The organism is Peptoniphilus genitalis, assembly GCF_023614525.1.
Classification (GTDB): Bacteria; Bacillota; Clostridia; order Tissierellales; family Peptoniphilaceae; genus Peptoniphilus_A; species Peptoniphilus_A genitalis.
This window is the reverse complement of the sequence record NZ_CP097885.1, coordinates 387,001-402,266: the sequence shown is the minus strand read 5'-3', so window position 1 is coordinate 402,266 and position 15,266 is coordinate 387,001. Positions and strand designations below refer to the sequence as shown.

Here is a 15,266-nt window from a genome sequence, read left to right as displayed (position 1 = left end):
GTGATTTGGACTCTAATTGGATACACTCATTTGAAAGGCTAGGGTGAGAAAATTAATGGTACATCCTGTTAAATATGGGAAACGTGAGAGAATGAGTTTTTCTCGTGTAGACGAAGTTATGTCACTTCCAAATCTTCTTGACGTGCAGACTTCTTCATACAAATGGTTGATTGAAGAAGGATTGAAAGAAGTTTTTGATGACGTATCTCCTATCGAGGATTATTCTGGAAATTTAATTTTAGAATTTGTTGACTATCATTTATCTGAGGATATCAAATATGATATAGACGAATCTAAACAGAGAGACACAAATTACTCTGCGCCATTAAAGGCAAAGGTAAGACTTATCAACAGTGAAACTGGCGAAGTTAAGGAACAAGAAGTCTTTATGGGCGATCTTCCGCTTATGACACCAACTGGCACATTTGTAATAAATGGGGCAGAACGTGTAGTTGTTTCACAACTCGTAAGAAGTCCAGGAGCATATTATAAGGAAGAAAGAGACAAGACGGGTAAGAAAATCTATTCGGCAACGCTTATACCAAATAGGGGAGCTTGGCTTGAATTTGAAACCGATGCTCAAGGCGTTATCAATGTAAGAATTGATAGAACAAGAAAAATTCCAATTACTATTTTATTAAGAGCCCTTGGAGTTGAATCTAACCAAGAGATCATGGACGTAATTGGAGAAAGTGAAGCTGTATTAAAGACACTTGAAAAAGATACTACTACTAATAAGAGTGAAGCTTTACTTGAAATTTATAAAAAATTAAGACCAGGTGAACCACCTACTATTGATTCAGCTCAATCATTATTTGAGAATATGTTCTTCGATGACAGAAGATATGACCTTGCTAAGGTTGGTAGATATAAATTCAACAAGAAGCTTGGAATTTCTGCAAGACTTGAAGGTAATATTCCTGCTGAAGACATAGTTGACCCAATGACTGGGGAAATCTTAGCAGAAGCTGGCGAACTACTAAACAGGGCAAAGGCTGAAAAGATTGAAGCAGCTGGTGTTAACCAAGTTCTAGTAAAAACTGATGAAAACTATGAACACGCAAGTGAAAATACAATAGTAATAGGTAACAACTTCACTTTTGTCGATGCCTATGAACTAGACTTCGACATGGAAGAACTTGGATTTAAAGAAAAAGTTTATAGACCACTTTTCGATGAACTTTATGAAGAATATTCTGAAGACACAGAAAAGTTTAAGGAAGAGCTAGTAAAGGCTCATAAAGAATTATCTCCAAAAAATATTTTAATCGACGATATTATCGCTGGTATAAATTATCAATTTGGACTTATGAATAACGTGGGATCCGTTGACGATATTGACCACCTTGGAAACAGAAGAATTAGATCTGTTGGAGAACTTCTTCAAAACCAATTTAGGATTGGTATTTCAAGAATGGAAAGAGTTATCCGTGAAAGGATGACTGTACAAGATGTTGATGCAACAACTCCACAATCACTTATAAATATTAGACCTGTGACAGCAGCCATAAAAGAATTCTTTGGCTCTTCACAACTTTCACAATTTATGGACCAAAATAATCCTCTATCAGAATTAACTCACAAGAGAAGGTTATCTGCACTAGGACCTGGTGGGTTGAGCAGAGATAGGGCTGGATTTGAAGTGCGTGACGTCCATAACTCACATTACGGAAGAATGTGTCCTATTGAGACACCAGAAGGTCCAAACATTGGACTTATCACTTCCCTTACAACTTACGCAAGAATAAACGACTATGGTTTTATTGAGACTCCATATAGGAAGGTTGTTAACGGAGTTGTAACTGATCAAATAGATTATCTAACTGCCGATGTTGAGTACGAACAAATCATTGCTCAAGCTGACGAAAGACTTGATGAAAATAATAGATTCGTTGAAGATAGGATTGCTGCCAGAGGTCATGGCGGTAATGCCGATATTTTCGACATTAAAGATGTAAACTACATGGACGTTTCTCCTCAACAAATTGTTGCTGTAGGTACTTCCATGATTCCTTTCTTGGAAAACGACGACGCCAACAGGGCCCTAATGGGTGCCAACATGCAGCGTCAAGCAGTACCTCTATTAAAGACTGAGGCTCCTGTTGTTGGAACCGGTATTGAATACAGGGCAGCAAAGGACTCCGGTGTTGTAATTGTTTCTAAGAACAAGGGTAAAATCAAAAAAGTTGACTCTGTTCACATTGAAGTGGAAAGAGAATCTGACAAGGGAATTGACACTTATAAACTTCACAAGTTTATGGGTGGTAACCAAGGAACTACAATTAACCAAAGACCTATTGTTAAGGAAGGCGACCTTGTAGAAGCAGGAGAAATCATTGCCGATGGACCAAGTACAGACCAAGGTGAAATGGCTCTTGGTAAAAATATCCTAATAGCCTTTATGAACTGGGAAGGATATAACTACGAAGACGCTATGCTTGTAAGTCAAGAACTTGTTATTGACGACGTGTTAACTTCACTTCACATTGAAGAATATGAATCAGAAGCAAGAGATACAAAACTTGGACCTGAAGAAATTACAAGAGATATCCCTAATGTTGGGGAAGACATGTTAAAGGATCTTGACGACAGAGGTATTATAAGAATTGGTGCAGAAGTAAAACCAGGAGATATACTAGTTGGTAAGGTAACTCCAAAGGGAGAAACTGAACTTTCTGCAGAAGAAAGACTTCTTCGTTCAATCTTTGGCGAAAAGGCAAGAGAAGTAAGAGATACTTCCCTTAGACTTCCTCACGGTGAACAAGGAATTGTTGTTGACGTTAAGACATTTAATAGGTCTGACGGAGACGAACTTCAACCAGGCGTTAACGAAATGGTAAGAGTCTTTGTTGCTACAAAGAGAAAGATTCAAGTTGGAGATAAGATGTGTGGTCGTCACGGTAACAAGGGTGTTATCTCTAGGGTTATGCCTAAGGAAGACATGCCTTACATGCCAGATGGTACACCAATCCAAATTGTTCTTAACCCACTAGGGGTTCCTTCTCGTATGAACCTTGGACAAGTACTAGAAGTTCACTTGGGACTTGCTGCCAAAAAACTTGGATGGCACGTTGCCACACCGGTATTTGATGGTGCTAATGAAAATGACATTTTCGATACACTTGAAGAAGCTGGATATTCTAGAGATGGAAAAATTCAACTAAGAGATGGTAGAACTGGAGAAGAATTCGACCACCCTGTAACAGTTGGTTACATGTATATGTTGAAACTTCACCACTTGGTTGATGAAAAGATCCACGCTCGTTCTACTGGACCTTACTCCCTTGTTACACAACAACCTCTTGGAGGTAAGGCACAATTCGGTGGACAAAGATTTGGAGAAATGGAAGTTTGGGCTCTTGAAGCATATGGTGCCAGCCATACTCTTCAAGAAATGCTTACAGTTAAGTCTGACGACATTGTTGGTCGTGTTAAGACTTACGAAGCTATTGTTAAGGGCGAAAACATTCCACAACCAGGAGTTCCTGAATCCTTTAAGGTTCTAATTAAAGAACTTCAAGCACTAGCTCTTGAAATTCAAGTTCTTGATGAAAGGGGCAATGAAGTTGACCTTGAAGTTGATGAAGATGAACTAACAAAGATTGATAACATCGATGATAATAATACAAAGTCAGACGATGATGAATTAAAGGAACTAATAGAACAAACTGGAACTGCAAATATTGGAATCAGAACAATTTCAACTGATGAAGTTGAGTCTTTTGAAAACAGTCACTTCTACGAAGATGAAGACGGCGAGTATGAAGACGATGATGAATCCGATGAATCTGAAGATTAATTATTGTTTTAATTAATATGAAAGGAGAAGTGCTCCTTGAGCGAACATGAATTATTCCATTCAATAAAAATTGGACTAGCTTCACCTCAAAAGATCAGATCTTGGTCTTATGGAGAAGTTAAAAAACCGGAAACTATAAATTACAGGACATTAAAGCCTGAAAAAGAAGGTCTATTTTGCGAAAAAATATTTGGACCTACTAAAGACTGGGAATGTTCCTGTGGAAAATATAAAAGAGTAAGATACAAGGGAGTAGTCTGCGAAAAATGTGGCGTTGAAGTCACAAAGGCTAAGGTTCGTCGTGAAAGAATGGGTCATATTGAACTTGCTGCTCCAGTATCACACATTTGGTACTTCAAGGGAATCCCTTCAAGAATGGGTCTTGTACTAGACATGAGCCCTAGGGCCCTTGAAAAGGTGCTTTACTTTGCATCTTATGTAGTAACTTATGTTGAACCAGGCGAAACAACTCTTTATGAAAAACAACTATTATCAGAAATTGAATATAGGGAATTCAAGAGAGAATATGGGGACAAGTTTATTGCAAAGATGGGTGCAGAAGCTATTAGAGACCTTCTAGAAAAAGTTGACCTTCAAAAGGAAAATGATGAACTAACAGAAGAACTCCAAGATGCAACTGGACAAAAGAAAATTAGAATCACAAGAAGGCTAGAAGTTATTGATGCCTTTATCCAATCAGACAACAAGCCTGAATGGATGATCCTTGATGCAATCCCTGTTATACCACCAGACCTAAGACCAATGGTACAACTTGATGGTGGAAGATTTGCAACAAGTGACTTAAACGATTTATATAGAAGAATTGTAAATAGAAACAACAGACTTAAGAAGTTAATGGACATAAATGCTCCAGACATTATCGTTAGAAATGAAAAGAGAATGCTACAAGAATCTGTAGATGCTCTTATTGACAACGGTAGACGTGGAAGACCTGTAACTGGACCTGGAAACAGACCACTTAAATCTTTATCAGAAATGTTAAAGGGTAAGCAAGGTCGTTTCCGTCAAAACTTACTTGGTAAGAGAGTTGACTACTCTGGTCGTTCTGTAATCGTAGTTGGACCAGACCTTAAATTTTACCAATGTGGACTTCCAAAGAATATGGCACTAGAACTATTTAAACCTTTTGTAATGAAGGAACTTGTTTCTAGAGGTCTAACTTACAACATTAAATCTGCAAAGAGAATGGTTGAAAGAGGAAAAGAAGAAGTTTGGGATGTACTTGAAGAAGTTATAAAAGATCACCCAGTTCTTCTTAACCGTGCACCGACACTTCACAGACTTGGTATCCAAGCCTTTGAACCTATCCTTGTAGAAGGAAAGGCTATTAAGCTTCATCCACTTTCTTGTACAGCATATAACGCCGACTTCGATGGTGACCAAATGGCTGTCCATTTACCACTATCAACTGAAGCACAAGCTGAAGCAAGACTATTAATGCTTTCAACTAATAATATCTTGGCTCTAAAGGATGGTAAGCCAATTACTACTCCTACACAAGATATGGTTCTTGGTTCATATTATCTAACTCTTATGAGAGAAGATAAGCTAAAGGGCGACGGATCAGTTTATAGAAATTATGATGAAATGTTCCACGCTTATGAATCAGGATTCTTACACCTTCAATCAAAGGTATCTGTAAGAAGATATGCAGATGAAAATGACAAGAGGGGTAAAATTGTCCCATCAACTGTTGGTAGATTTATTATGAATGAATTTATCCCACAAGATCTTGGTTTTGTTAACAGGGATGAAGATAAATATTCACTTGAAATCGACCAAGTTGTAGACAAGAAACTTCTTGGAAAAATAATTGAAAAAACTTATAAAAAGCATGGAAATATAAAAACTGCTGAACTTCTTGATAACATCAAGGCAACAGGATATCATTACTCAACTATTGGAGCTATTTCAATTTCAATGGGTGACGTACAAATTCCTGACTCTAAACCAGAAATCTTAGCAGCAGCTGAACAAGAAGTAGCTAAGTATGAAAAAGCCTTTAGAAAGGGTCTTATTTCTGATGAAGAAAGATATGAAAAGGTAATTGAAATTTGGAACAAGGCAACAGATGATTTAACTGATGATGTAATGGACGGCTTCGATGCCCTAAACAACATCTACATCATGGCAGACTCTGGAGCCAGAGGTTCTAAGAACCAAATCAGACAACTTGCAGGTATGCGTGGACTTATGGCATCACCTTCAGGTAGAACTATCGAAGTTCCAATCACTTCAAACTTTAGAGAAGGTCTTTCAGTACTTGAATTCTACATGTCAGCCCACGGTTCTAGAAAGGGTCTTGCCGATACAGCCCTAAGAACTGCTGACTCTGGTTACTTGACAAGAAGATTAGTAGACGTTTCACAACAAGTTATTATCTCTGAAGAAGACTGTGGCACAGATGAATATCTTGTAGCTAGAGCCTTTAAAGATGGAAAAGAATTAATAGAATCTCTTGCAGATAGAATCGAAGGAAGATATTCCTTTGAAGATATAGTTAACCCAAAAACTGGAGAAGTAATTGTTGGAGCAAACGAAGCTATCTCTGATGACGACGCAGCCCTAATTGAATCTCTAGGAATAGAAGAAGTTAAGGTTAGATCAATCCTTGGCTGTAAGAGTAAGACTGGGGTTTGTGCCCACTGCTATGGTAGAAACCTTGCAACAGGATCACACATTGGAATTGGTGAAGCAGTTGGAGTAATAGCTGCCCAATCAATTGGTGAACCGGGTACACAACTTACAATGAGAACTTTCCACACTGGTGGTGTAGCGGCAGCTGCTGATATCACTCAAGGTCTTCCAAGAGTTGAAGAACTTTTCGAAGCTAGAAAGCCAAAGGGTCTTGCAGTTATTGCAGAACGTGCTGGGGTAGTTGACATTAAAGAAACTAACAAGAAGAGAGAAGTTCTTATTACAGCTGAAGATGGAACAGTAGACTCCTACAACATCGTTTATGGATCAAGACTAAAGGTTAAGGCTGGCGACGAAGTTGAAGCAGGAGATGAACTTACACAAGGTTCTGTATATCCACAAGACTTACTACGTGTTAAGGGCGAAAAGGGTGTACAAGAATACATTGTAAAAGAAGTTCAAAGAGTTTATAGACTTCAAGGGGTAGACATCAACGACAAGCACATTGAAATCATTGTTAGACAAATGCTATCAAAGTGCAAGATAGAAGATGCAGGAGACACAGATTTACTTCCAGGATCACTTGTAAATGTTGTTGACTACAAGAGAGCAAACAAAGAAGCTATTGAAGCAGGTAAGGAACCAGCAATTGGTCAAATTAACTTACTTGGTATCACAAAGGCTTCCCTTGCAACAGAATCCTTTTTATCAGCAGCATCCTTCCAAGAAACTACAAGAGTTCTTACTGATGCAGCAATCAAGGGTAAGGAAGATAAGCTTGAAGGTCTAAAGGAAAATATTATAATTGGACAACTTATACCAGCAGGTACAGGTGCTCGTATTAATTCTAAGGTTCAAATTGGAATCGACGAAAGCCTAAGAGAAGATTATAATATCCTAGAAGACTCTGAAGTTATCACAACTGATGACATAAAAGTTGAACTTGAAACAGTTGAAGAAGAATAAAATTTTATAAATTAAAAGTAGGCTTAGAGATAGGCCTACTTTTTTTGTGCAAATTTTTAAAATAATATTGTTGCTGCTAAGAAGCCACTAATTAATTGAAAGTTAGTAAGAATTTAAAAGCTTGTCATTACATAGAAGTAGAAAAATTTTTATAAGCTTTTAAGTTATTGGGAGCTAGAATTTTTTTCAAGCTTGTATTAAATAATAAACTAAGATATTTTTACAGCCTTGTATTAAATTATAAGCTAATAAAATTTCATAGCCTTGCATTAAAGCATAAGAAAGTAAGGTTTTGTAGCTTTCTATTTATTTATCAACAAGCGAATCATCAAAGACTTGCATTTGTTTAGTGACTAACAAACTTTTATAAGCTGGCAAAAGAAAAATTTTTATAAATTACTAAGACATGGTTTTTTAAAAAGTTATAAGGTATCAAAAGCTAACAAAAGACTAAGAAGTAATAAATTTTACATAAGTTTTAATAAAAATTTAACAAAACCAAATATTATTGTTTTACAATATAAAAAAGTGGGTAATTTATTAATAAGATAAACTACAAAAGTAAATTTAAATTTAGAAAACAGGGGGATAATATGACAATGAACAACAACGCTTGGAATGATATGTTCAAAACAAGTCAAGAAATGATGAAGGCATGGATGGATGCTCTGCCAAAGAGAGATCCTGAAAATGAAAATGCGCAAGGCAATGCTTTTGATTTTACTAAATATCAAGATTGGGCAAAGTTCCAACAAGCATGGATGAAGGGTTGGGAAGATATGGTTAAAAATTCAAGTCAAGAAAATCCATTTATGAATAGTCCTTACGAAGCTTGGACAAAGATGATGGAATATTATAATCCTTTTGATGCTAGCAAAATGATGGGAGCAGGTACTAGAGATGTTTTTGAAAAAATTCTTAACTCTAACAAATTGTACCTTGGTGTTTATGAACAATGGAAAAAGTTCAACGATGATTATTTAAAATCTGGAAGTGATATCTACAAAGAAAATCTAAACCAGTTAGTAAATCAATTTAATGAAATTTTCACAAATAATTTAATTCCACTTTTGCCTAAAGAAATTCAAGGCTTGATGATTAACTCTCAAAGTTACTTTAATACTTACTTAAAAACTTTAGAAAATTTTGTTGGTCCTTGGTCCTTTGCCTACCAAAATATAGCTGATATTTACATGGAAGCTATATACAAGGATCCTATGAAGCTATCAGATTCTTTAAAAGAATGGAAGGATGCCTATAATAAAACTTTTGGAATTTTAGTAAAATCTCCTGTAGTTGGAAGTTCAAGAGAAATGCTTGAGCAAAACAATAAGGCTGTAGATTCTATGATTGATATGTTAATTTCTGTCTCAGAATTTATGACAAAATCTTTGTCTGTTGGATACAAGAACTCCCAAGAAGTTTTTGAAGAATACTTTGAAGCAGTTGATAAAGGTGAAGATCCAAAAACTTTCAATGAGTTTTATAAGATGTGGTCAAAGCATGTTGAAAATGCCATTGAAAAATATTTTTATACAGATGAGTTTTCAAAGCTTATTGCTAAGGCAGCAGATTCTTATATGATTTTTAAAATTGAATTTGACAAGTTAATTGAAAAATCTCTTAGCGATTCTCCAATTGTTACAAAGTCTGAAGTAGATAATGTTTATAAGAATGTTTACGAATTGAGACGTGAAGTTAGGTCCTTAAAGAAAGAATTGGAAGAATTGAAGGGTAAGAAAGACTGAGGAAGGATTAAAAAATTATCGCAATAAACTTTGAGATAGATTAGGTAAAGGAGGAGAAAATGTACAAAGATTTTTTTGATATAAAGACATCCATTGAAGAAGGGATAAAGGCTCAAGAAAAATTTCTAAAGAGTTATGAGAGTATGATTAGTGCAACTAATGATCACGCTAATCAAACTCCAAGGGAAGTTGTTTTCGAGGAAGATAAATTAAAACTTTATCATTATAACAAATCTACAAGAAGTGTAAATAAGGTTCCAACACTAATTGTTTATGCTCTTGTGAACACTCCTTCAATGATGGATATTGGTCAGGACAAGTCTTTTATTAAAAAACTAGTGGACAGCGGACTAGATTTATATTTAATAGAGTGGGGTTTCCCTACAGCTGATGACAAGTATATCTCTTTAGATGACTATATAAATATTTATATTGACGATGTTGTTGACCACATAAGAAAAGAAAGTGGCGCAGATAAGATAAATATTCTTGGTGTCTGTCAAGGTGGTACTTTTAGTTTGATGTACACAGCTCTTCATCCAGGAAAGGTTAAAAATCTTGTAACTATGGTTACACCTGTAGACTTCTCTACAGATGACGGACTTCTTTTCAAGTGGGGAAAATATTTAGACCCAGACAGGATGGTAGAAGCCTATGGAGTTGTGCCAGGAGACTTTATGAATACAGGTTTCCTAACTTTAAAACCTTTATCACTTATGGTGAACAAATATGTAGATGTTATAAATGACTTAGACGATCCAGAACATCTCTCAAGTTTTATGACTATGGAAAAGTGGATTTTCGACAGCCCTGGACAAGCTGGAATGGCTTATAAGGAATTCTTAAACGCAATGTATAGAGAAAATCGTCTTATTAAAGGCGAAATGGAAGTTGGTGGTAAAAAAGTAGATTTGAAAAAAATCACTCAGCCAGTTCTAAATCTTTATGCAGAAAGAGACAACCAAGTGCCTAATGCTGCATCTATTCCAATTGGAGATTATGTGGGAAGCGAAGACTACACAGCTAAATCTTTCCCTACAGGTCATATTGGAATGTTTGTAAGTAGAAGGAGTCAAGAAGAAGTAGCACCAACTGTAGTGGACTGGTTAAAGAGTCACTCAAAATAAAATAGAAGGGATAGTGACATATGGATAACACAAAGGGAAAAACTATTAATGAATTGAAGGTAGGACAAAGCGCTTGCTTTACAAAAACTGTTTCAGAGGCAGATGTTTATAACTACATTGGAGTATCTGGTGACTTTAACCCTGCCCACATCAATGAAGAGTTTGCTAAAAAAACAAGATTTAAAAAACGTATTGCTCACGGTATGATTAGTGCAGGATTTATTTCTTCAGTATTAGGAACCCAACTTCCTGGACCAGGAACTATCTATTTAAATCAAGATCTTAAATTTACACATCCAGTTCATTTTGGGGATACTATTACAGCAACTTGCACGGTGGAAGAAATCTTTCCTGACACAAACAGGGTAATTATGGACACAGTTTGCGTGAATCAACATGGACAAACAGTAATAGAGGGTAGGGCTTTAGTTTTAGCTCCACTGGAATAACAATATAAGAGGACGGCGCTATATTACATAGCGTCGTTTTTTATATTTGAGTAAAATTTAAATTAGGATATTTGATTTTATAGAATTATGGACTATTTGTTAAAGACTAAAAAGAAAAAATCTTCTGATAATATTGCTCGTATTTAAATTTATCAGCCTAATTTTATATACAAAGAAGCCAACTATTAAAGAAAAATAAAGTTTTTAATGAAGGTGATTTTGATAGCTGGTATCAAAATCAACCTGTCAAGAATGACTATTTTTAAAGAATGATAAAGATTTCCCAAATTGAATTTTTTCAGTAGAATAATGTACTTTAATAAAATTTAGTGTTATAATTATAACAAATGGTAAAAATATAGGCATATGCCAAATAAGGGGTGAAGTTTTATGAGTTCAAGAAATCTCACTTTTTCCGTAGGTGGAGTTCACATGGACGAACACAAAACTTTGACAGAAAAAATCGCAATTGAGAGGATGCCAAGTCCAAAGATTGCCTACATACCTATGTCACAACACATTGGAGCGCCATGCTCACCTGTTGTGTCTAAGGGCGATTCTGTTAAAGTTGGCCAAATTGTTGGGAATTCTGATGCTTTTATTTCAGCAGCTATACACTCTTCTGTATCAGGTACAGTTAAAGAGATTAAAAAAATGTATACAGCTGATGGAAGGTATTGTGATTGCGTCGTTATAGAAAACGATGGCAAGGATGAAATGACTGATGATCTAAAGTCTTTTAAGGATTACAAGGATCATCCAATTGACGATCTAATTCCTTTTATTAAAGAAAAGGGAATCGTAGGAATGGGGGGAGCTGGTTTCCCACTTCACGCTAAGCTAAAGAGTGAAGATCCAGTTCTTGATGAATGTATAATCAATGGTGCAGAATGTGAGCCTTTCCTTACATGTGACCATAGAATTATGCTAGAAAAAACTGAAGAAATATTAGAAGGTCTAGACATTTTCTCATATTATTACAACAAAGAAGCTTCCTATATGGCAATTGAAGAAAACAAACCCGATGCAATTGCTAAGATGGAAGAAGTTATTGGGGAAAATCCTAACTGGAAGCACCTAAAGGTTGTTGGATGCCAAACTAAGTATCCACAAGGTGATTCAAAGAGACTTTCTGAAGCAGTTGTTGGAAGAATTGTTCCACAAAATGGTGTAACAAATGATGTTGGAGTTTTCCTAACAAATGTTGGTACTACTCTAGCCTTCTACGAAGCTATGATCGAAGGAAAGCCTTCCTATGAAAGAGTTATAACTGTTTCTGGTTCTGGTATTAAGGAACCTAAGAATATTCTCGTTAAAATAGGTACTCCTGTGGGAGATATCCTAGATTTCTGTGGTGGAGTAAAAGACAACTTCAAGGAAATCATCTGTGGCGGTCCTATGACTGGTAAGTCCGTATTTAATCTTGACTCTCCAGTTACTAAAACTACTTCTGGTATTTTAGTTTTCACTGAAGAAGAAGTCACAGAAAGAATTGAGTCTCCATGTATTAGATGTTCAAGATGTGTTGATCACTGCCCAGCTCATATAAATCCAACTGATATTAATCATGCGATTTTAAAGGGCGATGTGGACTTATGCATGACTCTTCATGCTGACCAATGTATGGAATGTGGTATATGTTCCTTTGTATGTCCAGCTAAGAGACATCTTACAGCATCTATTAAATTAGCTAAACGAGAAATCAGAGCTAATCAAAAGAGATAGGAGGGATCAATTTGGAAAATAATAAAATTAATAAAGATCCGATGACAGTAAATGAGGCACGTTTTGTTTCACTAGCACCTCATATTAGGTCAAACGACACTGTTAGAAAGATTATGCTTGATGTTATTATTGCACTTGTTCCTGCAATGATTGCTTCTGTTTATTTCTTTGGAACAAGAGCTATAGCTCTTTTAGCAGTATGTATCGGTGCTTGTGTATTTACTGAACTTATTACACAAAAATGCCTAAAGAAAACTGTACAAATCGCTGATTTATCTGCTGTTGTTACAGGGATATTGATTGCACTTAACATGCCTGAGTCTTTCCCATTATGGATGGCAGCTTTCGGATCAGTTTTTGCAATATTAGTAGTTAAAGAATGTTTTGGTGGTATTGGATTTAACTTTATGAACCCAGCCCTTGCAGCAAGACTTGTACTTATGACATCTTGGCCAAAACAAATTACAGATTATATTTCACCAGAAATATTGAAGCAAGGTATTACAACATCATCTGCAGCAGTGGATGGAATATCTTTTGCAACACCTCTTCAAATAATAGCTTCTGGCGATTTTACTAATCTTCCATCATTGGGAGATATGTTTATGGGAAATATTGGTGGTGTAATAGGAGAAACTTCTGCAATTGCACTTCTAATTGGTTTTGTTTACCTAGTAGCAAGAAAGGTAATTACTTGGGAAATTCCAGTTATCTATGTAGCAACTACTGCAGTGTGCCTATTTGTTCTTGGAATCCCAATGGAACTAATACCTTATGAACTACTTGCAGGTGGTTTGTTACTTGGTGCTATCTTTATGGCAACTGACTACACTACAAACCCAATAAACAAAAAGGGAAGAATTATTTTTGCCCTTGGATGTGGTATCTTAACTGCAGTTATTAGGGTTAAGGCATCTCTTCCAGAAGGTGTTTCATACGCAATATGTCTTATGAACCTCGCAACACCATTAATTGACAAACTTACAGTATCAAGTGCATATGGGGAGGCGAAGTAAATGAAAGAACCAGTAAAATTTGGAATAATACTTTTAGTATTCTGTGCCCTATCAGCAGGTCTTCTTGCAGCTGTAAATAGTTTTACGGCTCCAGTAATTGCAGAAACTGAACTTAAAAATACACTTGCATCCTATGAGGTTATTTTTGGTGATGCTGCAGATAGTTTTGAAGAATACGATCAAGCTAAATTAGATGCAATAAAAGAAAAATATCCAAACATAGAAAAAATCTTTGTTGCCAAAAAGGGACAAGATGTTGTTGGATATGGTGTAAACGTAAAATCAAATGGTTATGGTGGAGCTATGGTTAACGCTCTTGGGTTCCTACTTGATGGCGATAAAATCGCTGGATTTAGAAATATATCCAATGGTGAAACAAGTGGATTTGGTTCTAGAATCACAACTGACGAATACTATCCATCATACGAAGGGAAATCTGCAGCAGGTCCTTTAAAACTTTCTAAGGATCCAAAGGCCGAAGATGAAGTTATGTGGCTAACATCAGCAACAATTTCTTCTAAGGGAGCACTTGCAGGTTCCAACGATGCCATTAAAGTTTATGACGAAGTTCTAAAGAATGAATAAGGAGGTTTAAAATGAAATTATCTAAAGTATTTTTAGACGGTGCTTTCAAAAACAATCCTGTATTCATACAACTTATAGGACTTTGTTCAACACTGGCTATTACAAACAGTTTAACAAACTCACTAGCAATGGGTATAGCAGTTACCTTCGTACTTATAATGAGTAACGGTGTAGTATCTGCCCTTAGAAATGTAATTCCCGATAAAATAAGAATTCCTTGCTTTATCGTAGTAATTGCAACTTTCGTAACATTAGTACAAATGATCCTTCAAGCATATGCCCAATCAATTTATGCAGCACTTGGTATCTTCTTACCACTAATCGTAGTTAACTGCTGTATACTTGGTGAAGCAGAAGGTTTCGCCTACAAGAACAAACTTATCCCATCAATAATTGACGGAATAGGAACAGGAGTAGGCTACACAATTGCAGTTCTTGCAATGGGTCTTGTACGTGAATTCTTCGGTTACGGAACATTATTTGAAAAACAAATCTTGCCAGAAGCCTATCCAGGAATTGGTCTTATGGGAGCTCCAGCTGGTGCCTTCATACTTCTTGGATTCTTAATAGCAGGATTTAAAATATTATTAAATAGGAGGGCAGACTAATGTTAGAAAGTATTTTAACTATTTTAATTTCAACAATACTTGTAAATAACTATGTTTTTGCTCAGTTCTTAGGAATTTGTCCCTTCTTAGGTGTATCTTCCAAGACAGAGACTGCCCTTGGAATGGGTATAGCCGTTACCTTTGTAGTTGTACTTGCATCTGCAATAACATGGCTAATTCAAATTTTTGTATTAGACAAATTTGGACTTGAGTATTTACAAACAATTGCATTTATACTTGTAATTGCATCCCTAGTACAATTTGTAGAAATGTTTATTAAGAAGTCATCACCTTCACTTTACCAAGCCATGGGTGTTTACCTTCCACTAATTACTACAAACTGCGTTGTACTTGGTGTAACAGTATTAAACGTGCAAAACGGATATAACTTAATAGAAACAATCTTTAGTGGATTTGGAGCTTCTATAGGCTTCACACTTGCTTTAGTACTAATAGCAGCCCTAAGAGAAAAACTTATGCTAGCAAATGTACCTAAGGCACTTCAAGGTGTTCCTATTGCACTTGTGAGTGCTGGTCTTATGGCAATAGCATTCTCAGGTTTCGGCGGATTGGTATAGGAGGTAA

General features: G+C 36.0%; 10 protein-coding genes. All 10 read left to right on the top strand.

Translation table 11 applies throughout. The annotated features are described in order from the left end of the window. The first annotated feature begins 55 nt into the window (after window positions 1-55). Entirely contained in the window at window positions 56-3,799 is a 3,744-nt protein-coding gene (rpoB, locus tag M9426_RS01920) for a DNA-directed RNA polymerase subunit beta (RefSeq protein ID WP_250342621.1), read from the top strand. A gap of 36 nt (window positions 3,800-3,835) precedes the next feature. Next, window positions 3,836-7,423 (top strand): DNA-directed RNA polymerase subunit beta', encoded by a 3,588-nt coding sequence (rpoC, locus tag M9426_RS01915; protein WP_148466222.1) that lies wholly within the window; start codon window positions 3,836-3,838, stop codon window positions 7,421-7,423. 593 nt (window positions 7,424-8,016) lie between these two features. After that, complete coding sequence (locus M9426_RS01910) at window positions 8,017-9,171, top strand: poly(R)-hydroxyalkanoic acid synthase subunit PhaE (RefSeq protein ID WP_005955795.1); 1,155 nt, start codon at window positions 8,017-8,019, stop codon at window positions 9,169-9,171. Between the two features lie 59 nt (window positions 9,172-9,230). Then, window positions 9,231-10,298 (top strand): class III poly(R)-hydroxyalkanoic acid synthase subunit PhaC, encoded by a 1,068-nt coding sequence (gene phaC, locus M9426_RS01905; protein ID WP_005955741.1) that lies wholly within the window; start codon window positions 9,231-9,233, stop codon window positions 10,296-10,298. Window positions 10,299-10,318: 20 nt separating this feature from the next. Continuing rightward, window positions 10,319-10,747: a MaoC family dehydratase gene (locus tag M9426_RS01900; RefSeq protein ID WP_005955636.1), complete on the top strand. Its 429-nt coding sequence runs from the start codon at window positions 10,319-10,321 to the stop codon at window positions 10,745-10,747. A 390-nt stretch (window positions 10,748-11,137) separates the two neighbouring features. Continuing rightward, window positions 11,138-12,472 carry an electron transport complex subunit RsxC gene (rsxC, locus tag M9426_RS01895; RefSeq protein ID WP_250342285.1) on the top strand — a complete coding sequence of 445 codons (1,335 nt, stop codon included), beginning with the start codon at window positions 11,138-11,140 and terminating at the stop codon, window positions 12,470-12,472. Between the two features lie 11 nt (window positions 12,473-12,483). After that, complete coding sequence (locus M9426_RS01890) at window positions 12,484-13,488, top strand: RnfABCDGE type electron transport complex subunit D (RefSeq protein ID WP_250342284.1); 1,005 nt, start codon at window positions 12,484-12,486, stop codon at window positions 13,486-13,488. Next, window positions 13,489-14,073, top strand: a complete 585-nt coding sequence (locus tag M9426_RS01885; protein WP_195445461.1) for an RnfABCDGE type electron transport complex subunit G — start codon at window positions 13,489-13,491, stop codon at window positions 14,071-14,073. It begins immediately after the preceding gene. Between the two features lie 11 nt (window positions 14,074-14,084). After that, window positions 14,085-14,681 (top strand): electron transport complex subunit RsxE, encoded by a 597-nt coding sequence (gene rsxE / locus M9426_RS01880; protein WP_250342283.1) that lies wholly within the window; start codon window positions 14,085-14,087, stop codon window positions 14,679-14,681. Continuing rightward, window positions 14,681-15,259, top strand: a complete 579-nt coding sequence (gene rsxA, locus M9426_RS01875; RefSeq protein WP_005955747.1) for an electron transport complex subunit RsxA — start codon at window positions 14,681-14,683, stop codon at window positions 15,257-15,259. The genes rsxE and rsxA overlap by 1 nt, the downstream gene beginning before the upstream one ends. Window positions 15,260-15,266 lie beyond the last annotated feature (7 nt).